This is a genomic window from Bradyrhizobium retamae (assembly GCF_001440415.1).
Taxonomy (GTDB): Bacteria; Pseudomonadota; Alphaproteobacteria; order Rhizobiales; family Xanthobacteraceae; genus Bradyrhizobium; species Bradyrhizobium retamae.
On record NZ_LLYA01000154.1, the window covers coordinates 69,812 to 93,536 of the forward strand.

The 23,725-nt window shown below is 64.7% G+C and carries 18 protein-coding genes; 6 read left to right on the forward strand and 12 right to left on the reverse strand.

The genetic code is table 11. The annotated features are described in order from the left end of the window. Positions 1-9 precede the first annotated feature (9 nt). From CQ13_RS18100 to CQ13_RS18115, 4 genes are read right to left on the reverse strand one after another with little or no spacing between them, the layout of a single operon-like run. Complete coding sequence (locus CQ13_RS18100; protein ID WP_057844198.1) at positions 10-492, reverse strand: tripartite tricarboxylate transporter TctB family protein; 483 nt, start codon at positions 490-492, stop codon at positions 10-12. Positions 493-502: 10 nt separating this feature from the next. Continuing rightward, complete coding sequence (locus CQ13_RS18105; RefSeq protein WP_057844199.1) at positions 503-1,495, reverse strand: Bug family tripartite tricarboxylate transporter substrate binding protein; 993 nt, start codon at positions 1,493-1,495, stop codon at positions 503-505. Between the two features lie 51 nt (positions 1,496-1,546). After that, the gene (locus CQ13_RS18110) at positions 1,547-2,800 is read right to left on the reverse strand and encodes a CaiB/BaiF CoA transferase family protein (protein WP_057844200.1); all 1,254 of its coding nucleotides are present in this window, start codon (positions 2,798-2,800) and stop codon (positions 1,547-1,549) included. An 8-nt stretch (positions 2,801-2,808) separates the two neighbouring features. Further along, positions 2,809-3,609, reverse strand: coding sequence for an enoyl-CoA hydratase/isomerase family protein (locus CQ13_RS18115; protein ID WP_057844201.1), 801 nt, complete (start codon positions 3,607-3,609; stop codon positions 2,809-2,811). Positions 3,610-3,732: 123 nt separating this feature from the next. On the opposite strand from CQ13_RS18115, the gene CQ13_RS18120 reads away from it, so the two are divergent. The 5 genes from CQ13_RS18120 (at position 3,733) to CQ13_RS18140 (ending at position 9,012) form a co-directional block, all read left to right on the forward strand. After that, positions 3,733-4,395 carry a GntR family transcriptional regulator gene (locus CQ13_RS18120; RefSeq protein ID WP_156433737.1) on the forward strand — a complete coding sequence of 221 codons (663 nt, stop codon included), beginning with the start codon at positions 3,733-3,735 and terminating at the stop codon, positions 4,393-4,395. Between the two features lie 277 nt (positions 4,396-4,672). After that, positions 4,673-5,470 carry a Flp pilus assembly protein CpaB gene (cpaB, locus tag CQ13_RS18125; RefSeq protein ID WP_057844203.1) on the forward strand — a complete coding sequence of 266 codons (798 nt, stop codon included), beginning with the start codon at positions 4,673-4,675 and terminating at the stop codon, positions 5,468-5,470. A gap of 44 nt (positions 5,471-5,514) precedes the next feature. Beyond that, the gene (locus CQ13_RS18130; RefSeq protein WP_057844204.1) at positions 5,515-6,948 is read left to right on the forward strand and encodes a type II and III secretion system protein family protein; all 1,434 of its coding nucleotides are present in this window, start codon (positions 5,515-5,517) and stop codon (positions 6,946-6,948) included. Between the two features lie 40 nt (positions 6,949-6,988). Beyond that, positions 6,989-7,732, forward strand: coding sequence for a CpaD family pilus assembly protein (locus CQ13_RS18135; RefSeq protein ID WP_156433738.1), 744 nt, complete (start codon positions 6,989-6,991; stop codon positions 7,730-7,732). Next, the gene (locus CQ13_RS18140; protein WP_057844205.1) at positions 7,729-9,012 is read left to right on the forward strand and encodes a CpaE/TadZ family protein; all 1,284 of its coding nucleotides are present in this window, start codon (positions 7,729-7,731) and stop codon (positions 9,010-9,012) included. Before CQ13_RS18135 ends, CQ13_RS18140 begins: the two co-directional genes overlap by 4 nt. A 147-nt stretch (positions 9,013-9,159) precedes the next feature. Here CQ13_RS18140 and CQ13_RS18145 read toward each other — a convergent pair whose 3' ends face one another. Both CQ13_RS18145 and CQ13_RS46815 read right to left on the reverse strand, forming a co-directional pair. Continuing rightward, positions 9,160-9,987: a tetratricopeptide repeat protein gene (locus tag CQ13_RS18145; protein ID WP_057844206.1), complete on the reverse strand. Its 828-nt coding sequence runs from the start codon at positions 9,985-9,987 to the stop codon at positions 9,160-9,162. Positions 9,988-10,136: 149 nt separating this feature from the next. Next, positions 10,137-10,382, reverse strand: coding sequence for a PilZ domain-containing protein (locus CQ13_RS46815; protein ID WP_028346170.1), 246 nt, complete (start codon positions 10,380-10,382; stop codon positions 10,137-10,139). Between the two features lie 281 nt (positions 10,383-10,663). On the opposite strand from CQ13_RS46815, the gene CQ13_RS18155 reads away from it, so the two are divergent. Next, on the forward strand, positions 10,664-12,349 hold the full coding sequence (locus CQ13_RS18155) for a Na/Pi cotransporter family protein (RefSeq protein WP_057844207.1): 1,686 nt from the start codon (positions 10,664-10,666) through the stop codon (positions 12,347-12,349). A 3-nt stretch (positions 12,350-12,352) separates the two neighbouring features. On the opposite strand, the gene CQ13_RS18160 is transcribed toward CQ13_RS18155, so the two are convergent. The 6 genes from CQ13_RS18160 to CQ13_RS18185 form a co-directional block, all read right to left on the reverse strand. Next, positions 12,353-12,691, reverse strand: a complete 339-nt coding sequence (locus CQ13_RS18160; RefSeq protein WP_057844208.1) for a lipid-A-disaccharide synthase N-terminal domain-containing protein — start codon at positions 12,689-12,691, stop codon at positions 12,353-12,355. Then, a complete protein-coding gene (locus tag CQ13_RS18165) occupies positions 12,691-13,434 on the reverse strand; it encodes a glycosyltransferase family 2 protein (RefSeq protein ID WP_057844209.1) in 744 nt (247 codons plus the stop codon). The genes CQ13_RS18160 and CQ13_RS18165 overlap by 1 nt, the downstream gene beginning before the upstream one ends. Positions 13,435-13,506: 72 nt before the next feature. Beyond that, positions 13,507-14,352 carry a phosphatase PAP2 family protein gene (locus CQ13_RS18170; RefSeq protein ID WP_057844210.1) on the reverse strand — a complete coding sequence of 282 codons (846 nt, stop codon included), beginning with the start codon at positions 14,350-14,352 and terminating at the stop codon, positions 13,507-13,509. Between the two features lies 1 nt (position 14,353). Beyond that, positions 14,354-16,096, reverse strand: coding sequence for an ArnT family glycosyltransferase (locus CQ13_RS18175; protein ID WP_057844211.1), 1,743 nt, complete (start codon positions 16,094-16,096; stop codon positions 14,354-14,356). Between the two features lie 78 nt (positions 16,097-16,174). Continuing rightward, complete coding sequence (gene pbpC, locus CQ13_RS18180) at positions 16,175-18,319, reverse strand: penicillin-binding protein 1C (protein WP_057844212.1); 2,145 nt, start codon at positions 18,317-18,319, stop codon at positions 16,175-16,177. A gap of 11 nt (positions 18,320-18,330) precedes the next feature. Further along, positions 18,331-23,544: an alpha-2-macroglobulin family protein gene (locus CQ13_RS18185; RefSeq protein ID WP_057844240.1), complete on the reverse strand. Its 5,214-nt coding sequence runs from the start codon at positions 23,542-23,544 to the stop codon at positions 18,331-18,333. Between the last annotated feature and the right edge of the window lie 181 nt (positions 23,545-23,725).

The window sequence follows — 23,725 nt, forward strand, 5'->3', positions numbered from 1 at the left end:
CCAGCCCCTTCAGAAACCGAACGCGGCGGCGAGCGCGCCGCGCGGCAGCGACACCTGGAACATGCGCTCGAACACGACGTAAAGCGTAAGCGGAGTTGCCGCGGCGATAACAAGCGCGCGCAAAACCGATTGCCGCCTCGGCAGCGCCAGCACGGCAAAAACATAGCCCGCCGAGGCGAGATACATTCCAACCAGTGGAATGACGGCGACGAAAATCGCGGCTGGAACGAACAACCCCGCCAGGCGGCGCAGTTCGGACGGCGTGACGGCTATCCTGACCATTGCAAGGCTGCCGCGCCCCATGGCGCCCTGCCCCATGTTGTAAAGGCTGCCAAGCACGATGATGATGCCGGTCAGGAACGGAAACGTACCGGCGTCGACGCCGGCGCTCGACCAGCCGATGTCGTTGTCGATGCTGGAAACAATGACAACGACGCCAAAGATTCCGGTCAGCGCCGCGGCAACTATCTCGAGCGCGCGTCGTGATATCACCGGTCCGGCCCTACTTCACCAGCCAGCCCTGTTCGCCCGCGACCTGCTTTACATGTTCGAGGTCCTGCTTGATGAAATTGTCGAACGCAGCGCCGGTCAGGAAGGTATCAACCTGCGAGGTCTTTTCGATGTAATCCTTCCATTCCGGCGTCGCCTGCACCTTCTTCAATAGATCGACGTAGAACGCCGCCTGCTCCGGGCTGACCTTGCCGGGCAGCCACACCGTCCGCGGCTGCTCATATTGCGAGATCGCGAGCCCCTGCTCGACGCAGGTCGGCACGTCGCTCCAGCCTTCTGACGTCGTGACCTTCGGTCCCTGCGGCAATCGCTTCGGGCTGAACGCGCAGAGCGGGCGCTGGGTGCTGCCGCGCCATTGCCCAAGGCTCTCGGAGGGATTGTTGACGTGGGCATCGATATGGCCACCGGCGAGTTGCACGGCAGCCTCGGCGCCGCTCTTGAAGGGGATGTAGGTGAATTTGATGCGCGCCGCCTTCTCGATCATCCGCGTCAGCACCTCGTCGGTGTCCTTGGACTGCGCGCCGCCCATCTTGAACTCGGTCGCGGCCGCCGCCTTGAGAAAGTCGCCCGCAGTCTTGTAGGGCGCGTCCTGTTTCACCCACAGCAGGAACTCGTCCTGTGCCATCGCGGCGATCGGGGTGAGATCGGTGTAGTTGAAGGCGACCTTGGAGACGAGTGGTTGCTGCCACGCGTTCGAAGTACCGAAGATCACCTTGTAGGGATCGCCGGCGGACGCCTTGCCGTAGACATAGCCTTCCGCCCCGCTGCCGCCGCCCTTGTTGACGACCACGATCGGCTGGTCGGTCAGTTTGTATTTGGTAACGATGCTCTGGACGGCGCGCGCAAGATTGTCGGTGCCGCCGCCCGGCCCCGCGGTAGCGACGAACTCGATCGGCTTCTGCGGCTGCCAGGCCGCGGTGGCCGGAAGCACGCCCGCGAGCATGAAAGCCGTCGTGGACAGCAGCAGTTTTGACGTGATCTTCATGGTTTCCTCCGGGTAGGCATTTCTTGTTGTCGTTCGTATCTTGTTTTCTCGTCAGGCGACCTGCTCCTTGCGGCCGGCCGAGGCGGCAACGATCGCACCCTCCTGCTCGAACGCGTCGATCTGCGCCTGATCAAAACCATGTTCGCGCAGCACCTCGCGCGTATGCTCGCCATAAACAGGCGCGCCCGAACGCACCTTCCCGGGCGTCGCCGAGAATTTGACCGGCAGCCCGAGCGTCTTCACCGGTCCGAGCGTCGAATGTTCGACCTCAACCACCATCTCGCGCGCGAGCGTCTGCGGATCCCTCAACGCTTCCAGCATGTCGTGCACGGGGCCGCAGGGCACGCCCTTCTCGTCAAGTGCCGCGAGCCAATGCGCCCGCGTCTGTTTGCGGAAACGCCCGCTCAGTTCGGCTTCGAGCTCCTTCAGATTCGCCATGCGGTCGGAGCCGTTGACGAAGCGTGGGTCGGAAGCCAGTTCGAGCGCGCCAAGCGCTTCCAGCATCAATAGCCAGTGCTTCTTGTTGGCGCCGCCTACCACGAGCCAGCCATCGGATGCCTCGAACGCCTGATACGGTGCGTTGAGCGGATGGGCCGAGCCCATCGCGCGCGGCGCCATGTTGCTGGCGAGCGCAATCGTCGACTGCCAATAGGTCTGAACCAGCGCCGCCTCGTAGAGCGACGTCTCCACCCATTGCCCTTCACCAGTCTTGAGGCGGTGCGAATAGGCGGCCAGGATCCCCATGCTGGCGAGGAGTCCGGCCGTGATATCGGACAGCGGCGGGCCGCATTTCACCGGCGGACCATCCGGCCGTTCGCCCGTGAAACTCATAATGCCGCTCATCGCCTGGGCGACCAGATCGAAGCCCCGGCGATGCTTGTACGGGCCGGTTCGGCCGAAACCGGACAGCGAGCAATAGATCAGCGCCGGAAAAGCCCTATGCAGCTCCTCATAGCCGAAGCCTAACCGCTCCATCGCGCCCGGCGCGAAATTCTCGACCAGCACGTCGGCGTCCGCGATCAGCCGCCGCAGCACCTCCTTGCCACCTGCGGTCTTCAGGTCGAGCACGATGCCCCGCTTGTTGCGGTTCATCATCAGGAAGGAGGCCGCCTCGTCGCCGATCTTCGGTGGCACCGAGTGTCGCGTGTCGTCGCCACTTGGCCATTTCTCGATCTTGATGACATCGGCGCCCATGTCGGCGAGCATCAGCGTGCAGGTCGGTCCCGCCATCACATGGGTGAGATCGATGACCTTGAGGCCGGCAAGCGGCCCCGAACGCGGCGTCGTGTCGTTTTGAAGGGACATGCGGGCTCCTATTGGCCACGCCATTGCGGCGCGCGCTTGCTGAGAAACGCGTCGAGCCCTTCACGGAAATCCTGGCTGGCGTAGCACATCAGGATGAGGTCCTCGCCCTCCTCGCGCGTCAGCCGTTTCTGCAGCCGGGCGACTGCCTGCTTGGTCGCGCTCAGCGTCAGCGGCGCGTTGCCGGCAACGAGCCGTGCGATCTCGTCGGCGCGCCTGTCGAGCGCGGCCAGATCATCGACGACCTCGTTGAGCAGGCCCACCGAAGCCGCCTCCTCGGCTTCGACAAGCCGTGCCGTGAAGATCAGATCCTTGACGCGCGCCGGGCCGATCAGCGCGGTGATGCGGCTGACATTCGACATCGACAGGCAATTGCCGAGCGTGCGCGCGATCGGAAACCCTATCCGCGTGCTCCTTGTACCGATGCGGAGGTCACAGCAGGCCGCGATCCCCGCGCCACCGCCGGTGCAGGCGCCATTGATGGCGGCAATGGTCGGCACGCGGCATGTTTCGAGAATGCCGAGCACGCGGTCGATGCGGTTCTCGTAGTCGAGTCCGTCCTGCGGCGTCTTGAAGGCCCGGAACTGGTTGATGTCGGTGCCCGCTGCAAACGCTTTGTCGCCGGCTCCCCGCAGCAGCAGCACCTTGATTCCATGGTCGCGGTTGGCGCGCTCGCAGATCTCGGCCAGATGCTCGTACATCGCGAAGGTGAAGGCGTTGCGCGCCTGCGGTCTGTTGAAGGTTATCCGGCCGATACCGTCATCGAGGGCAAACAGGAGGTCATCCTCCCCTGCAGTCACGTCCTGATCCATGCCGCCGGCCCTTTCTTAATCGATCTTAACCAATTCTGAATGCAAAAATGCGGTTTATCAAGCTGGAACTAACAATATTCCGGTGATATAACCATTTTTGCATTCAAATTGGATCCTTACGGGATGCTTCATGAGGAAGTCGTAGGCCGCGTCCGCGCCATGTTGCTCGATGGCGAGATCCCGCCGGGCGCGCGGATTCCCGAGCGCGACCTCTGTGAAAAGCTGCAGATCTCGCGCACGCCGCTGCGCGAGGCCCTCAAGGTGCTCGCCGCCGAGGGCCTGGTTCAATTGCTGCCGAACCGCGGCTCGCGCGCGGCCAGGCTGACCGACAAGGACATGCGCGACCTGTTCGAGGTGTGCCAGGGGCTCGAAGCGCTGGCCGGCGAGCTCGCCTGCGAGCGCATCACGGATGCCGAGATCGCCGAGGTCGCCGCCGTCCACGCCGCGATGGTGCAGCACTACGGCGATCGCGACCTTCTCCAGTACTACCGCTGCAACCGTACCATCCACGAGGCGATCATCACCGCGGCCGGCAACCCGGTGCTGTCAGGCCTATATGAATCCGTCACGGCCCGCATTCGGCGTGCGCGCTACGTCACGCCGATGACACCGCGGCGCTGGGCGCTGGCGGTACAGGAGCACGAAGCGATTCTCAATGCACTCCAACGCCGCGACGGCGTGGGGCTATCGCATATCCTGCGCGCGCATCTGCGCCACAAGCGCGAGGAGGTCTTGCAGGCCGGCTTCGCCGAGACCGAGCCTCAAGATCAGGCTCGTGCGTCATAGCAGCGTCTAGCCAGAAGCGGATTCGCATCCGAAGCCGCCGTCCATCTCTACCCGCATCGACCGTTGCTACGCCGACGCCGAGACGACTCCGCGGTTTTGCGGAGCGGTTTTCCCAAAACGATAACCACCCGTTCACCATGACGGCGAATCCCGCCGTGCGATCGACCAAATAATTCAACCCTCAAGTTCCCTTATACCTTTGATGCCTAGTCATACCTCCGGGGATGGCTGCCATTGCCTTGCAGTGGGGCGTCCCTGCGTAAGAGTAGTAAAGCGTATGAACATCGCACGTGTCGTCGTTCTGACCATCGCATTGAGTGCCGGCGGTGTTGCCGCCTATCTCGCCCGTGGCACGGAAGAACAATCCCGCCCGGCGGCTGAACCGGTCGTACAGTTGCCGACGGTGGAAATTCTCGTCGCGAAGTCCGACATCGGGCTCGGCCAGCCGGTCAAGCCCGAGAACCTGCAATGGCAGGCATGGCCGGCCGCGAGCGCCGGCAGCAATCTGATCAACCGTGCCAGCCAGGCCGAGGCCATCAAGGAAATCGCCGGTTCGATCGCGCGCAGCCCGTTGTTCGCTGGCGAGCCGATCCGCGAACAAAAGCTGGTCAGAGCCAATGGCTCTGGCTTCATGGCGGCCATCCTGCCGACCGGCTCGCGGGCGCTCTCGATCGAGATATCACCGGAAAGCGGCGCCGGCGGCTTCATCCTGCCCAATGACCGTGTCGACGTCATCTTCTCCAGGCGCGAAAAGAATCCGGACGGCAATGGACCCGACGTGGTCCAGTCGGAGATCATTCTCTCCAACATCCGCGTGCTGGCGATCGATCAGGCACCGAAGGAAAAAGAGGGCAGCAACTCCCTCGTCGGCCGCACCGCCACGCTCGAACTGAAGCCCGAGCAGGCCGAGACTCTGACGCGTGCGCGCCAGAGCGGCACGCTGTCGCTCGCGCTGCGCAGCATTACCGATGTCAACGCGGCCGAAGGCCGTTCCGAGGACCAGGCTCAAAAACGAAGCCAGAGCGTCAACGTGGTTCGCTACGGCGTCGCCAATCAAACGACGGCACAGAAGTGACCGAAAGGACGCCTGATATGAAGTTTGGGGAAAATCAGTCAGCGATGCGAACCGCAGCGGTGCGCGCCCTGTTGTTGTCGGCCGTCGGCGCGCTGACGCTCGGCCCGTTGCTGCCCGTGGTTGCAGCCGAGTCCGAGAAGGATCCGGTGACGACGTCTGCCATCGGCCCGGTCAAGATGCGCTTCCTGTCGCTCGGTGTCGGCAAGTCGGTGATCGTCGACCTGCCGCGCGATGTGAAGGATGTGCTGGTCGCCGATCCGAAGATCGCCAATGCCGTCATTCGCTCCCCGCAACGCGCCTATATCATCGGCGGCGCCGTCGGCCAGACCAACGTGGTGTTTTTCGACGGCGACGGCCAGCAGATCGCGTCCTACGACATCGCAATCAAGCGCGATCTCAACGGCGTACGTGCCGCGCTGCGGCAGTCGATGCCGGGAATCCAGATCGAAGGCATCGGCGACAGCGTGCTGCTGACCGGCTCGGTCTCGAGCCCGGTCGAAGCCCAGCAGGCCGGCGAGATCGCCGCGCGGCTGGTCGGCGGGTCCGAGAAGGTCGTCAACTCGATCGTCGTTCGCGGCCGCGACCAGGTGATGTTGAAGGTCACTGTCGCGGAAGTTCGGCGGGATGTCGTCAAACAGATGGGTGTCGATCTCAGCGCCCAATTGAATGTCGGCAATACGACTGTGAATTTCAACAATACCAATCCCTTCACTGCAAACAACGCGCCCCTCGTGCCTGGCAATGGCCTTGGCATAGCAGCCGGCACGATGCCGTCGGTCCAGGCCGTGCTTCGCGCGATGGAAAAGGCCGGTGTCGTGAAGACGCTCGCCGAACCCAATCTGACAGCGATCTCCGGCGAATCCGCAACGTTTATCTCAGGTGGTGAATTTCCCATTCCGACCGGCGTGAGCTGCCAAACAACAACAGGCGGTGGCATCGGAAATTGCGTCCAGACAGTCGCCTTCAAGAAATTTGGCATCTCGCTCAACTTCACGCCGGTCGTACTCTCTGAGGGTCGGATCAGCCTGCGGGTGATGACGGAAGTTTCGGAAGTCTCGACCGAAAACTCTCTGACTGGCGGCCAGGGTGGAACAACCATTCCCTCGATCAAGACCCGCCGCGCCGAGACGACGCTGGAAATACCCTCCGGCGGCTCGATGGCGATGGCCGGCCTGATCCAGGAGCAAACCAAGCAGGCCATCAATGGGCTGCCGGGGCTCGATCAATTGCCGGTGCTGGGCGCGCTGTTCCGCAGCCAGGACTTCGTCAACAACCAGACTGAGTTGATGGTCATCGTGACGCCCTACGTCGTGCGCGCGGTCGCGCAGAAGGAGCTGTCGCGTCCCGACGACGGGTTTGCGCCGGCATCCGACTCCCAATCCACGCTGCTCGGGCGCATCAACCGGATCTACGGAGTCGCCGCCCGCGTCGATCCGGTCGCCGGCGTCCAGGGCAACTTTGGCTTCATCATTGATTGAGTTTCAGAACTGTTCAGCGCGTGGGGACGAGGACAGAACGATGATAACCAGAACACCGCTCCATCGCGTCAAGGCCGCGGGGCTGCTCGGCGCCCTTCTCGGACTTTCGGCGACACTCGGCGCCTGCACGTGGCAGTCCACGGAAGTCGTGACAACCGCGAGCGTATCCGATGATTACCGCCACCGTCATCCGATCGCCGTGACCGAAGCCAACCATTCGATCGTCGTGTTCGTGGGTCATGCCCGCGGCGGCCTCTCCGGGCCACAACGCACCGACGTCATGGGCCTGGCGCAGGCCTGGATGCGCGAAGGCACCGGCGCAATCATCGCCGACGTCCCGATCGACACGGCGAACGCGCGCGCGGCCGCGTCATCGTATCAGGAAATCCGATCGGTTCTGATGGCGGGCGGCGTGCCCTCGCGCGCCATCACGCGGCGTCACTACCACCCCGACGACAGCAGGGCCTTGCCGACGATCAGGCTGAGCTATCCGAAGATCAAGGCGGTGGCCGGTCCGTGCGGCCTGTGGCCGCAAGACCTCGGCCCGAACATCGACAACGTCGCCTACAACGAAAACCGCTCCTACCACAATTTCGGCTGCGCCATCCAGCGCAACCTGGCAGCGATGATCGACAATCCGGCGGACCTCGAGCAGCCGCGTCCCGAGAGCGCCGCCTATATGTCGCGGCGCAACATCGCCTTTGACAAATATCGCAAGGGCGTTGCGACCGAGACCACCTACCCCGAAGCCGACAAGGCCAAACTCAGCGATACAGGCAAATGATCAGCCGCGTCTTTCAAAACTCCGACGATCAACTGGACGACACGCCGGCGCAGCCCGAGGAATACATCTCGCCGGCGCCGCGCGTATCGGTACAGGCCTTTTGCGCCAGTGTGGCGATCGCAACCGCGGTGCGCGCGGCGAGCGAAGACCGCCGTCTCGGCAAGGCGCACCTGTCGGTTCACATGGGCGGCATTGCCGCCGCCATCGAGGCCTACCACACGGCGCCGACGCCGAACGTGATCTTGCTGGAGAGCGAACCCGACAGCGACATCCTCGAAGGGCTCGATGAACTCGCGACCGTCTGCGACGCGGGAACGCGCGTCGTCGTGATCGGCAGCGCCAGCGATGTCACGCCCTATCGCGAACTGGTGCGGCGCGGCGTCAGCGACTACGTTACCGGACCGATCGAACCCATCGACGTCGTGCGCGCAATATGCGGCCTGTACGCGGCCTCCGAGGCCGTGGCCGTCGGCCGCATCGTCGCCGTCGTCGGCGCCAAGGGCGGCGTCGGTGCATCCACCGTCGCGCATAACGTGGCCTGGACGATTGCGCGCGATCTCGCGCTCGATTCCGTCGTGATCGATCTCGACCTTGCCTTCGGCACCGCCGGCCTCGATTACAATCAGGACCCGGTACAGGGCATTGCCAATGCCGTCTTCCAGCAGGAACGGCCGGACTCCGCCTTCATGGAGCGTCTACTGGCGAAATGCACCGACCGCCTCAACCTCTTGGCGGCGCCGGCGACCTTGGACCAGGTCTACGATTTCGGCGCCGACGCGTTCGATGCGATCTTCGATACGATGCGCATGACGACCCCCTGCATCGTGCTCGACGTTCCCCACCAATGGTCGGCATGGACCAAGCGCACGCTGGTCGGCGCAGACGACATTCTGATCGTCGCCGAGCCTGACCTCGCCAATATGCGCAACACCAAGAACATGCTGAACGTGCTGAAGGCGGCGCGACCCAACGACCGCCCGCCGCTCTATTGCCTGAACCAGGTTGGCATGCACAAGCGTCCGGAGATATCCACGCGCGAATTCGCCAAGGCAATCGAGAGCCAGCCGATCGCAGCCATTCCGTTCGATTCGAAGATGTTCGGCACCGCCGCCAACAACGGCCAGATGATCGCGCAGATCGCCGCCAAGCATCGCACCACCCAGATGTTCCTGCAGATCGCGCAGCGCATGACGGGCCATGCCGTGACCAAGCGGTCGCGGATTTCGTTCCTGGCGCCGATCATCAAGAAGCTGCAGGGCGCGACGGCCCGCAGGGCGTGAGCAAAGGATGACGGCGCAGCGGCGTCGGACGGCGACGCTGATCGCGTTTTCGGGCGAAGGCCTGCCCAGGACTAGATACGGGGTGAATTCAGGCTCTGCTGGCTCTGATCACCGATTCTGATTCAATCAGAATCGAAAAGCTCCAGACTAGTCGGCGCGCCGGGCCGCGGCGATCGGCATCCTGTCGGCCTCGGCCCGCGCGTTCTCCTTGTCCTTTCGCGCCAGCATCCGCTTCAATTGCGCGACGTTGGCTGCCGCCTCGGCGGGCGGCAGGTCGGCCTTCACGATCTTTTCTGCCTCGGCAAAATGACCCTGCAGGCCGACCGCCAGTGCAAGATTGGCGCGCACGCGCGGATCGGTCCTGGCCAGGCCGTGGGCGCGGCGCAGCGTCTCCTCGGCCCTGGGCAGATCCTTCGAAAGCACGTAGGACAGTCCGAGATTGGACAGCACCGACGGATGGTCGGGCACGATTTTCAGCGCGCTCGCATAGTATTGCCGCGCCTCCTCGTATCGGCCGAGTTGATCCAGCGTTGCACCCTGCGCCGACAGCAGCCGCCAATCGGGATCGTCGGGGCTGTGGGCGCGGCCGAGCACGTCGAAGGCCTGCTGGAAATTGCCGTTATCCGCCAGCGCGCGGCCGTAGGCTGCGAGCAACAGCTTATCGCCCGAATGGGCGATGGAGGCCTGTTCGAGCACCGCAACCGCCTGCGACCGCTGCCCTGTCGCGCGAAGCGCCTTACCGTATTTCAGGGCTGCGTCGGCATCCTTCGGATTGGCGCGATAGCGTTCCTGGTAAAGCTGGATATCACGGCGCGGATCGGTCGCGTGGTCAGTGTCGGCCTGCTCGCCGATCGAACCGGTAATATCTGACAGTCCGGAGGTCTGGCAGCCGCCAAGCCCCAACGCCAAAATCAGGGTCGACGTGCACGCAAGGAGCCGCGTGACGCGGAGCGGGTGGGGCAACTTCTGGAACATGTAGCGGGACTCACGGCGGCGACTGTCCAGAAGTGTTCACAGCTTAACCCTAAGTTCCGGTTAAGCTGGCCCGCTTTTGCCGTAATTGGCTACCGTTGCAAGCGCCTCGCCGCCAGGCACGCGCGTGCCGTCCCGTTTCGCCGAGCGGCCTAGTCGAGGAATTGCGCGCCGAGTTCGCAACCGATCCGCCAGGCCAGCTTGCACTGACGCGGCCTTCCCTCCGAAAAGATCACCGTGAATTCGGGAGGAATTTCGGGATATTCGGCGATGATCTTCACGCCGCCATCCGACATGTCTGTAATCATGCAGTCGCGCGGCAATCCGCCGGTCGCAAACTGTATTTTCGCAAAGTTTCTGCACGCACGTCGTTCGCTTCTGCGGCGATTCGCTAACATGTCTACCCTGGCCTTGCTGGAGTGATTCACCCGAAGGTGGCCTCAGCTTTACCGAAGGATTGTTGGAATTGAGCTAGCGCAACGGCTCGCAATGTAGCTGATACGTTTGAATTCCGTTTACCGAACCTGGAGCCGCCAAGAGCCTCCAAGACCTTCGAACACCGGCAAGCCACGCTCGAGCAGCGCCCGTGCACTGCAATTTTCGGCAAATTAAAGGGTTGATCGCCCCTCGTTAGGCGATAGCCTGACCCTTCGACTCGATTTGGCGGAAACTGACGCATATGGGAAGCCTCGTCCTTCTCGACCTGATGGGCGGCGTAGCATTGCTGCTGTGGGGCTTGCACATGGTCCACAGCGGGATTCTGCGCGCGTTCGGGCCGAACCTGCGTTTGTTGCTGGCAAAGGCCCTGAGCAACCGCTTCTCCGCCCTCGCCGCTGGCCTCGGCTTGACCGCGCTGCTCCAGAGCAGCACCGCGACGGCGCTGCTCACGAGTTCGTTTACGTCGGACGGGCTCGTCAGCCTGGTGCCTGCGCTCGCCATCATGCTCGGTGCCAATGTCGGCACCACGCTGATCGTGCAGATCCTGTCGTTCAACATCGCCGCCGTCGCACCGGTGCTGTTCATCATTGGGCTGTTCGCCTTCCGCACCGGGCGGCGCTCGCGCATCAAGGACATCGGCCGCGTCTTTATCGGCCTCGGCCTGATGCTGCTGGCGCTGCACATCCTGCTCAATACGCTGGCGCCGGCGGAGAACGCGCCGGGCGTGCGCGTATTCATGAACGCCATCACCGGCGATCCCGCGCTCTGTATCCTGTTCGCTGCGATCGTGACCTGGCTCGTGCATTCCTCTGTTGCCAGTGTGCTGCTGGTGATGTCGCTGGCCTATGCGCATTTCATTACCCCCTATGCGGCGCTGGCGCTCGTGCTCGGCGCCAATCTCGGCAGCGCCATCAATCCGATCGTCGAGGGCGCGCGCCGCGACAATCCCGCCAGCTATCGGCTTCCGCTCGGCAATCTCGTCAACCGGCTTGTCGGCGTGCTGCTGGTGGCGCCGTTCCTGCAGCCGATCGCGGAGCTTCTGATCGCATGGCAACCGGATGTAGCCAAGGCAACCGCCCTGTTCCACATCGCCTTCAACGTTGCGACCGCAGCTCTCTTCATTGGCCTGCTCGACGGCATGGCGCGGCTGTTGAAAAGGTTGCTGCCCGAGCGCGTCAAGGAGGCCGACCCGACAGGTCCACGCTATCTCGACGAGAGTGCACTGGAGACCCCTTCCCTCGCGCTGGCGGATGCCGCCCGCGAAACCTTGCATATGGGCGATCACGTCGAGATCATGCTGCGCAAAGTGATGGCGGCGATGATGACCAACGACCGCGCGCTGGTCGACGAGGTCTCGCGAATGGACAACAGCGTCGACAGCCTCGATGAGGCGATCAAGCTCTATGTCACGAAGCTCACCCGCGGCAGTCTCGACGAGCGCGAGGGACACCGGGCGATGGAAATCGTCTCCTTCGCCATCAACCTCGAGCATATCGGCGACATCATCGACAAGAATCTGAGCGAAATGGCAACCAAGAAGATCAAGCGCCGCTTCCAGTTCTCGGCCGAGGGCGCCGAGGAGCTTTCCGCTTTCCACAAGCGCACGATGGATTCGCTGCGGATCGCGTTCGGGGTCTTCATGTCGGGTGACCTCAACGAAGCGCGAAAATTGCTGGCCGAAAAGGCCGCGCTGCGCAATGCCGAGCTTGCCGCCACCGAACGGCACCTCGACCGCTTGCGTGAAGGCCGGCCCGAAACCATCGAGACCACGTCGCTTCATCTCGACGTGTTGCGCGACCTCCGGCGCATCCACTCGCACATCTGCTCGGTCGCCTACCCCGTGCTCGATGCCGCCGGCGAACTCGCCGCCCATCGCAGCGCCGAAAGCGAATTGCCGGCACTGCCCACGGCGGCGCCGGGCCGCTAACGGTCAGCGATCGAGCGTCTTCGAGGCGGTGCCGCGGTTCTTCACAATCAGCATGATGTTTCTGATGTAGATGATCGTGGCCAGCGACTGGCCGATGATGATCACGGGCTCGCGCTTGGCGATGCCGTAGATCAGCGTCATCATGCCGCCTCCCATCGAGAAGAACCAGAACGCCATCGGCACCACGCTCTGTCCGGCCCGCTCGCTCGATATCCACTGCACGAGGAATCGCGCGGTGAACAGCAATTGCGCGATCAGCCCGAACGCCAACCAGAAATCGAACTTGGCGACGAACACGTCGTAGAGATAGTCGCCGAGCGCCTGGCCGTATTGAATCAGCATCAGCGAACCTCGATCGCAACGGGCGTCGACTTCTTGCGCCGGATCAGCCACCACACGCCGGCGAGATCCATGATCCCGATCCATAACCGGTCAAAGAAGCCGTAATTGGACACGCCGGAATGGCGCGGGCGGTCGATCACGTCGACGTAAGCGATGTCGAAACCTTCGCGGCGTACCAGCGCCGGCAGGAACCGATGCAGCCCGTCGAAATAGGGCATCGAGAGGAACACCTCGCGCGGGAACGCCTTCAGCCCGCAACCGGTGTCGCGGGTGCCGTCGCGCAGGATCGCCTTGCGCACGCCGTTGGCGATCCGCGACTGCAGTTTCTTGAAGCCGGTGTCCTTGCGCCCGACCCGCTGGCCTGCCGCAAGACCGACGTGGCCGTCGCCTTTTTCAACTGCCGCGATCAGGTCCGGCAGGAACGCCGGATTGTTTTGCCCGTCCCCGTCGAGCGTCGCCACGATGGCGCCGCGCGCGGCCCGCACGCCGCTGCGCACCGCTGCCGATTGCCCGCTCGAGGCGGCGTGCTTCAATTGCCGAAGCTGCGGATACTGCTTCATCATCGCCGCCAGCCGCTCGGCGGTCGCATCCGTCGAACCGTCGTTGACATAGATGATCTCGTAGGCCCAGCGGCTGCCGAGCGCGCTGACGATTTCCGCAATCAGCGGCGCGACGTTGTCCGCCTCGTTGCGCACCGGCACAACGATTGAAACGGCGACCGCATCTCTGTCGGCAGGTGTCAAATCGGCACTCGTCTGGTTGGTTTGGAAGGACCCGGAACCGGGACTTATCGGGCCGTCTGGCGGCGTCCGCTTTTATGGGGCGAAAGCGCCCCGGGCAACCCTTTTGAGGCGCCCGGACGAGGGCCCGGCAAGGGACACGATGCTGCCGTCGCGCTGGATCGCAAATCCGAGCCGGCGGGCCGCAAACCAGTATTGTACGAACATCGCACCGACAATGCCGACCAGGGCCCCGGCAACCACGTCACTGGGGTGATGGGCGACCAGCACCAGACGGGTCACCGCAATGATGAGGGCATAGACGGCCATCGCAAAGCGAGCCTTCGGCCAGATGACCGACACGGCGAACGCGAGCGCAAAGGCGGTCGTGGCGTGGCCGGAAGGAAAGCTGTAGTAGGCCGGGTTGCCCGCGAAGTGCGAGAAGTGGAAAGCGTTGGCCTCGCCACCGACAAATGGCCGGCCGCGGCCGATGCTGTATTTCAGCACCTCGGTGACCATACTGGACATGGCGACGGCGCAGAAGATGAACTGCAGCCGTGTTCCGAGACCGAGCAGCAGTGACCGTCTGATGCCATGCAGCGCCGGTGCGGCGATCGCGACCGCGATCAGCAATCCTGCCAGCCCCGCCAACACATATTCGTCCTTGCCGAAATCGGTGAGAATGCGGACCCACCACAGCGAGGGCGTACCGCGCTTTGGCATCTGGGCGATTTCCCACGCGTCGATCGCATACATCAGCACGATGATCGCTGCGCCGAGACCTGCCGAGATCCACAAGGCGTGACGCGCCGCGCGGCGGCCGGCCTCGGCCCGTCGCGAATGCGACGGCGACCGCACGAGCTGCGCCAATGACAACCACGTTAGCGTGGCGAAACGCGCAAGATAGCTTTTGGAATCGTCGACAGCAGGGCTCGCAGCCATCTTACTCCGTGCCTTCCGAGCGGAAGATGGCGATCGATATCGCCTTGCCCTGCGAAATGTTATAGCCCTCGATCCGCTTCGCTACATTGTAGCGCAGCCCGATCGCTTCGGCGCGCTGGACGAAGGCGCGCTCCGTGCGCGATTCAACCAGCGCGAAGCGGCAACTGCCCTGCCCGAGGAAATCGGCCGCGCCGGATCCGTCGGTCAGCAGCGTGCCGGTACCGGTCATGAAGACGAGGCTCGGCTCGTGGAAGCCCGCGGCCGCTGCCTTTGGCCCGACGCAGACCACGTTGCGAAGCGCGCGCGCGATCTCGGCGCTTGGAAACATGGCAGTCAGCGACGGCATGACAATGCCGTAGACTCCGACCGCCAGAAACATTGCCGCGACCACAGCATTCAACAGCGAGCGCTCGGCGCGGCTGTCCTCGAACATCCACCACGCGATCAGGCCGAAAATCATCGCCGCCGCCAGGAAGGGCCAAGCCGGAAATGCCGGGTAATGCGTCAGCTTGATGGCGCCGATGACGGCGATCACGGATGCCCCGGCCGGAATGACAAACCACCAGGCCGCACCGCGCATCAGCCAGGAGCGCGACAGCACGCGGCGCTCCAGCGCGCCGGCGGTGAGGATCGCAATCGCCGGGTAGAGCGGCAGCACGTAATGCGGCAGCTTGGTCAGCACCAGTTCGAACACGATCCATGACGGAACCAGCCACGCCAGAAGATATTGCGCGCCGGGCTCCCGCCGCGCGCGCCATACCGCCGGAGCCGCCATTCCCGCCAGCGCCGCGCCCGGCCAGAACGTGACCCAGAACAGCAGCAGATAGAGGCCGGGCGGCGCGCCATGGGACTCCTGCGCGCCGAGCTTGCTCAGCATGTCGCCGCCGAGCGAATTGGAGAAGAATGCCTCGCCCGCGCGCCAGAAGATCGCAACGAACCAGGGCAGCACCAGCACCAGCGTCCACATCAGCCCCCAGACCGGGCGCAGCCGCCAAAGCCATGCCGCCGAGCGGTCGAGGATCGCGAGCGCCAGGATGGTCAGCCCGACGAACATCAGGATCAGCGGTCCCTTGAGCAGGATGCCGCCGGCCAGCGCCGTCCAGAAGATAGCCGGCGGGGCCCAGGGCGGACGCGCCGGATCCTCGCCACGCTGCCAGGACAGATACACCCGCGCCATTGCCCCCATCGCGGCGACAACGGTCAAGAGCAGCATCGCGTCGGTTTTGGCTAGCCTTGCTTCGGCGCCGAGCAGGACGGAACTGCACATCATCAGTGCTGCCAGCGCGGCCCCGCGCCGCGTGACAAAGGCGAGCGCCGCCCAGTAGGTCAGGAGAACCGCGCCGATGGCCCCGATCAGGGAGGGAATCCGGTAAAGCCAAATGCGCAACTGCGCGCGCGGCAGGCCGAGCGATGAGGCGGTTTCGACCACGGCGGCCTGCAGCCAGTAGATGCCGACCGGCTTCTTGTAGCGGACGTCGTCCTGGAAGCGGATGTCGACGAAATCGCCGCTTTCGACCATCTGCTTGGTCGCCTGCGCAAAGCGCGCCTCGTCCCGGTCGATTGCCGGAATGTTGAAGAATCCGGGCAGGAAAAGCACGATGCCGCAGAGCACCAGAAACACGACGGCGCGAAAATGGTTCGCGGTGGCAAAGTCGAACACAACGGCCAGCCTGCGGCCGGAATGCGCAGGTTTTACAGGCTGTTGGCCCGCTCCAAAGCGTGGGGGGTGCAAGGTTTCCACCATGCTGTTCGCATACGATGAAACCGCACTGCAAACAACACCGCAAGTCCCCCTAAGTTGCGGCCATCAGGCGGCTTTTCACTACTGTATCCGGATCACCACGGTATCGGCCGCGCCGGTCGCATCGATCACCGTCAGCCGGGCAAAGCCCGGCCCGGGCGGATCGACCAGGCGCTGGCGACGGCTGTCGATCTCGCCGACCGAGGCGCCGTTCATCATGATGGTCAGCGGTAGCACGCCGCCGGCAACCTTGACCGGCATCGCGGCGGCCTGCCCGTCGCTTGAACGGTCGACGTCGATGCGCGAGCCGTTCAGGGGAAACTGGATGCGCGGCGCAGAATCGCTGCCGGTCCGGATCAGTTCGCCGACCGGACGGAACCGCCGCAACGGCAATGGCAGTTTGGCGTTGCTGGCGATCAGCGCTCCCTTTGGCGGCTTCGGCAGCGCCGCCGGGATTCTTCCGGTGCGCGCAAAGGCATCGAACAGGATCGGCGCGGCGGCGGTGCGGCCGACCAGGCCCGGGACCGGCGCGCCGTCGGGACGCCCAACCCACACGCCGATCGTGATGCGGCCATCGAAGCCGACCGACCACGCGTCGCGATAGCCATAGCTGGTGCCGGTCTTGAACGCGATCTTGTTGTGCACGCCGTTTTCCGGCGGCGGCGTGCCGAGCAGTACGTTGCCGACCTGCCAGGCGGCGGCCTGGTCCATCAGCCGCAACGGCTCGCGCTCGTCCTTGGTGAGCATGATCTCGCGCAGCGGCCGCGCCGCGCCCAGCCGCGCCAGCCCGGCATAGAGCTGCGCCAGGTCCTGCAAGGTGACGCCGACGCCGCCAAGGCCCATCGCAAGGCCCGGCGCCTCGTCCTTCGGCAGCACGAGATTGCCGCCGGCCTGCTTCAGCCGCGACGACAGCCGGCTGGAGCCGACGCGGTCGAGCAGCGCGATCGCCGGCACGTTCAGCGAGAGTTGCAACGCCTTACGCACCGGCACGGTGCCCTGGAACATCATGTCGAAATTTTCCGGCGCATAGGAGCCGAAGCGGATCGGGCGGTCGTCGATCAGGCTCTCGGGGTGCACAAACCCATCCTCGAAGGCGAGCCCGTAGATGAACGGTTTTAGCGTCGATCCGGGCGAGCGCACGGCGCGGGTCATGTCGACCTGTCCGGCGCGGCGCTCGTCGAAATAATCCGCCGAGCCCACGCGCGCCAGCACGTCGCCCGTTTCGTTGTCGACCGCGATGATGGCGACTGAAAGATTCGGCCCCTGCGCCACGGCACGGTCGCGCGCCAAGGCTTCCAGCGTTTTCTGCAAGCCGGAATCCAGCGTGAGCTTGATCAGCGGCGTGTCTTTCACCGTTGCCATCGCGGCATCGGAGGAATGCGGCGCCAGGATCGGCATCGGCTTGCGCAGCCGCGGCACCGCCACCGCCTTGGCCTGCGCCGCGTCCTCTTGCGACACCACGCCATCCTCGACCATCCGTGCCAGCACGCGGTCCCGCGCGACGTGGGCGGCTTCCGGATGACGGTCGAGCCGGCGACGCTCCGGCGATTGCGGCAGCGCGACCAGCAATGCGGCTTCAGCGAGTGTAAGCCGCTTCGGCTCCTTGCCGAAATAGGCAATGGATGCGGCGCGGATGCCTTCGAGATTGCCGCCGAACGGCGCCAGCGCCAGATAGAGATCGAGGATTTCGTCCTTGCTCAGTTGCCGCTCGAGCTGGACCGCGCGCACCATCTGGCGCAGCTTTGCGTAGACCGAGCGCTCGCGCCGCGGCTCTATCAGCCGCGCCAGTTGCATTGTAATCGTCGAGCCGCCGGAGACGATGTGGCCGCGCGTGACGAGCTGCAGCGCGGCCCTCCCCAGCGCCAACGGATCGACGCCGCCATGCGACCAGAACCGGCGGTCTTCATACGCGAGTAGCACCTTCAGATATCCGGGATCGACCGCCGTCTTCGCATCCACCGGCAGCCGCCAGCGTCCATCGGCCATCGCATAGGCGCGCAGCAGCTTGCCGTTGCGATCGACGATGGTGGTGGAGACTTTGCGCGCCTCTTCCAGCGGCAATGGCCCCAGTGAGTAGACCCAACCCGCGAAGGCGGTCGTGATGACGACGAGGACAAAGGCCAGCGTTACGGCGATCCGGAAAAAGCGGCGAGGCCCAGTACCATCGTCATGGCCGGACTTGCCCGGCCATGACGATTGAGATTGTGGTGACACCGCGTCGCTCATCCCTCCCTCGCTCATTTCGCCGGACGCACCTCGACCGAGCCGGTGCCGGTACGGCCGTAGCGCGAGGGGTTGTACATGTCCTCGACATAGGCCTGCGGCAGCACGTATTTGCCGGGCGAGACCGCGCGCACGATGTAGGCCACCGTGAACACCGACTGGTCGTCGCTGGCGCGCTCGATCGCCGCGGTGAAGCGGTCGTCTCGGAACTCGGTATGTTCCGGCTCCTCGCCGTCCTCGATCCAATCCAGCGTGCCGGAGTCACCGGACGACACCAGGCGCGGGTTGTCGATCTCGAGACCGGCCGGCAGATAGTCGGCCACCATGATGTGCCCGCGTTCCGGCTTGGCCTCGGTGATCTTCAGCACCACCGCAAAACGATCGTTCTGCTTGGCCTTGGTGACGTCGGCGGGCTTGCCGTCGAGCGTGAAGTAATTGCGCTCGATCTTGAAGCCGTTGGAAGCCGCGGGCTCGGGCGTAACCGGCGAGCCCGAGACCGAGACCACCGCCTGCACCGGCGCATCGCCGGTATTGGTGATCTTGACCGGCTTGCCGGCCACCGCCTCGGCCTTGTAGCTGCGATAGACCGCGGCCTTGACCGGCGATCCATCGATATCGAGCGCCAGCGTTTCCTTCGACAGTGCCCGCGCGGCCAGCACCATCCACGCATTCTCCTGCGTAGAGGTGTAGGGCGTCAGCCCGCGCGCCGCTTCGACCCGCTGAACGGCCTGCGTCAGTGTCGCCCGCGGCGCGTTGCCTTCGCTGGCGAGCGAGACCAGCGCCGCTGCGTCGCGCAGCGCCGAGCCGTAATCGACGCGGCCGAACTCGATTACCGGTTTTGGCGCCAGCGCATCGAGTGCCGCCGCATAGGCCCGTTCCGCCCGCGTCTTGTCGCCGACCAGAGCCAGCGCCGCGGCGAGCTGCGATTTCGCAATCGGCGTTGCGAGATTGCTCAGCTTGGTGTCGGCGAGATAGCGGAGATCGCCGATCGGCGCTGCGCCATTGCGGGCGAGCACATAGAGGCCGTAGGCCAGATCGCGCCCGCCGTCCTTTTCCGGCTCGTTTGCATTGACCACGGAGTTGCGGATGCGGTCCAGCGCGTTCTTGAACAGCACGTCCGGGACCGCAAAGCCCTTTTCGCGGGCCCGCGTCAGGAAGTCCGTCACATAGGCATCGAGCCAGGCGTCTTCGCCGCCGGCCGACCACAGGCCGAACGAGCCGTTCGAGCCCTGCCGCGCCAGCAGCCGTTCGATCGCGTCCTTGATACGCTGGTCGACGGCGGTATCCATCGCCAGATGCGCGCCGGCCGCCAGATCATTGACATAGAGCAGCGGCATCGCGCGGCTGGTGATCTGCTCGGAACAACCGTGCGGATAACGATCCAGCGCCTTCAGAATGGTCGCCGCATCGAGCGCGGTGGAGAGGCTGACCGAAAGCGAGACGCTGCCGGTGCCCGACACGAGGTCGGAGAACATGTCCGGAGTCAGCGTCAGGCTCTCGCCTTTCGCCAATGTCCGAATCGAGCGCCGCGCCAGCACCTGCGTCGCCGCCTTGACGTCGAGCGCATAATGCCGGGCCAGCGTCAGGCCGTTCGGGCCCTTGATGTCGACATCGAGATTGGCGGTGCCGGCGCCGCCGGCATCGAGCGCCAGCGACATCGAGGTCCGCTGCTTGGCCGCGAGTTTGACCGTCGTGGTCGGATTGCCCGTCAGCTTCACGGGTCCCGAGGTCTTCACGTTGATGCTGTAGTCGCCGGGTGCGCCCTCGACATTGTCGAGGTCGAAACTCATGGTGCCCTTGTCGCCATTGAGCAGGAAGCGCGGCAGCGTCGCCGTCAGCACGACGGGATCGCGCACCGTGACATCGATGGTGGCGCGGCCAAGTTTGGTCGCGTTCCACGCCACCGCCATCACGCGTGCAGTGCCGGCGAACTCCGGAATGTCGAAACTGATCTCGGCGGTGCCGTCGGCGCCAACCGCGACGATGCCGGAATAGAGCGCGAGCGGCTTCTGCGTGGGCGGCGAGCCCTGCATCTCGGCGCCCGCGGAATCGCCGCCGGTCCTGATCTGGCCGCGCGTGCCCTGCATGCCATCGATCAACTGCCCGTAGAGGTCGCGGATTTCGGCCGTCAGGCGGCGCTGGCCGAGATAATAGTCATCGGGTGCCGGCGGCTTGTAGTTGGTTAGATTGAGGATGCCGACATCGACCGCGGCGACGACGATCTTGGCGTCCTCGCCGGGATTGAGCCCGCCGAGCTTGACCGGAATCTTCAAGCTGGTGCCGGGCCGAACCAGCGGCGGCGGCGACAGCGCGACTTGGAGCGTGCGCGCCTTCTTGTCGATGCCGAACCACTTTAAGCCGATCGCCCGTCCGGGCATCCGTGACGCCGCCGCGTCCAGCGGTCGCCGCAGCGTCGCCAGCACGTAGGCGCCGGTGCCCCAGTCCTTGCCGACCATCAATTTGACCTGCTGGGTGCCTTCCTTGACGTCGACGGTCTGGGTCGTCAGCAGGCGGTCGCCGAGCACGTTGACCGTGAGCTTGCCGGTGGTGCGGGCATTGACCGACACCACCATGGTGTCGCCGGAGGCGTATTCCGGCTTGTCGATCGAAGTCTCCAACAGGTCCGGCGTATCGGCGCTGCCGTCGGAATACCAGCCGACGTCGAACTGCACCGAGGTGATCGGGCCATCCGCCTCGTTCGATTTGACGTCCAGGCGATAGCGGCCGGGCTCCGGCGCGACCGACACCCGCGCCGCCTTGTCTGATGTCAGCGTCAGGTCGCCATCGGCAACGCGTTTGGTGGATTTGACCGGCTCATATTCCCAGGACGAGTTTTGCCGGTACCACTGATAACGCGACTCCATCTTCAAGAGTTCGTAGCGCAGGCCGTCGCGCGACAGTTGCTTGCCGTCCGGGCTGACGAACACCACGTCGAACTCGGCCTTGTCGCCTTCAGCGACGCTCTTGTCGCCGAACAGCGGCTTGATGCCGATCAGGGCCGCGGTCGGCGCCACGGGGAGCACCAGCTTGCGCTCGACCGCGCGGCCGCCGGTCTCCACCATCCGGATGAAGATCTGCGCCTCCTGCGGCTGGGTCGAGGTCGGCGTCTTCGCCAGCGACACCGGGAAGGTCGCGACACCATTGGCGTCGGCCTCCGGCAGGTTCTCGATCGGGGTGCGCTCGTTGGAAGCGGTTTCCTCGTCCTTCACGCCGAACTGATAGCCGGGATAGCCTGGGCGCCCGGAGGCCGCGGGGGCGACCAGCATGTCGCCTTCGAGCTGCAGGCCCGACGCCGGGGCACCATAAAGGAACTTGCCAGCGACCTTCAGTTCAACCGGGGTCTCAGCCTTGATCACCTTCTCCTTGGCCGAAACGTCGAATTCGATCCGTTCGGGGATGTAGTCCTCGACCATGAAGGTGGTTTCGCCGACGGACGAGCTTTTGGGGTCGGTAAAGGCGCGCACCCGCCAGGTCCCGGTCGGGACCGCCGAATTGAGCGGCACGGCCAAGGAGCGGCCGCCCGCGCCTTGGTCGGGGAGCTGGGCGCGGCGGAATTCGACGCCGTCCGGCCGCTCGATCACCAGCGTCAGCGGCCCGCCGGCCATGGCGTTGCCCTGCCCGTCGCGCAGCAGCGCGGTCAGGTAGACGGTCTCGTTCGACCGGTAGACGCCGCGCTCGGCATAGACGAAGGCGTCGGCTCCAGGCGGCACGATGCGCCCTGACACGCCGCGGTCGGTGAGGTCGAAGGCATTGGTCTTCAGGCTGAGGAAGGCGTAGTCCGTCTTCTCGCTCATCACCGTCAGCAACGCCGGCGAGAGCCCGCCCTCGCCGCGCGCAAGCCCCGCCTCGAACAGCACGTGCCCGGCATCATCAGTCTTGCGCGTGGCCAGGATCTCGTTGTTACGCGCGACCAGGCGCACCTCGGCCTTGGCGACCGGGTCGGTCGAAGCCAGCGAATTGACGAAGACATGGACGCCGTCATTGCCGGAAAACGCCGTTAGCCCCAAGTCGGAGACGATGAACCATTGCGTCGCCAGTGTGCCGTCATCGTCGCTGCTGCTGCCCGGGCCCTTGGCGGCGGCCGTCATTACGTAGACGCCCGGCTGCAAGTCTCCGAGCACCTGGTCGACCGGGAAAGCCGTCACGACGTCCTGGTTCAGCGTCGAGGCGGTGGCGAGCTCGCCGGACCAGACCTTGACGCCGCGCTCATTGCCGAGATCGGAGAGCTGATAGCTGGAGAGCGTCTTCTGAAAATCGCTGTCGACCACCGTGTTGATCAGGTTACGGTCGCCGATCCGGAACACGTCGACATTTACCGAGGGCGTATTGACGCTGACCAGCGGAATGCCGCGCTGGCCGGTGCGCGGCAGCACATAGGCGCGGCCGGTGAAGCGCACGAACGGCTTGCGGTCGCGGACGTAGATGTTGAACGCGGCCGATTTCGGCAGGCTCTCCTTCACCGTGGACGGCAGGCCGGCGCGCAGATTGATGTTGTAGCGCTCGCCATGCTTCAGCCCGTCGACGCAGAGTTGCTTGCCCTCTGATGTCAGCGCCGGCTTGTCGGTGCCGGCCAGCGCCACGAAGGGCGCGAAATCGACCCGCTTGGCGAGGTCTTCGGAGAACTGGAAACAGGCGCGCGGCGAGGCGCCGTCGGAATCCACGGTATAGTCGAGCAGCCGGAAGCCGTGCTGATCCCGCATCTTCTCATACTGCCCGCGGACCTCGGCGACCTCGCGCATGTCGAGCGACAGCCGCAACGCATCCAGTGCCGGGCGCCACAGCTTGCGCTCGGACATCGCCCTGCCGAGCACGGCCAGCGCATCAGCTTCCTCGGCCTGGTTGCCGGCGCGTTGATAGGCGATGTAGGCCGCGGTCGAGGCGCGCTCGTAGAGGAAGGTCTGTTCGCTGGAGCTGGCGGCGCGGATCTGGAAGATGGTCTTGGCAAGCCTCAGCCAGTTGGCGCTATCTTCCGGCGTGGTGGCTGCGATCTGGCCGAGGATCTGCAGGCCCACCCGGAAGTCAGAACGCTTGAAGGCGGCGTCGGCGTCGTTACGCAGCGTCGCAGAGGATTTCGCCACCGGCCCCGCCTCGTTCTTGATCTGGGCCTCCAGCTTCACGGCCGAATCGGCCAGCTCATCTCGCTTGAATGCCTTGTCCGCGGCCCCCGCCGCCGCCAGGCCAAGCGCCAGCGTGGCGCAAATCACTGTAGCGCGAACCAAACCGATCATGATGGGCTCCTTGCCGCGGACAGATGCCGCGTAACGACCAAAAAAGGCGCGAAAAGGTGACGGACTGATGGCGTCAATATCGGCTTGCGAAAAAGTCGCGTGCATGGCTTAGGCAGTCCAAACGGTCGCGGGCCGTCCCGTAGCAGACGGGCAGCGGGGAGGCATGTATATTGGGGCAGTC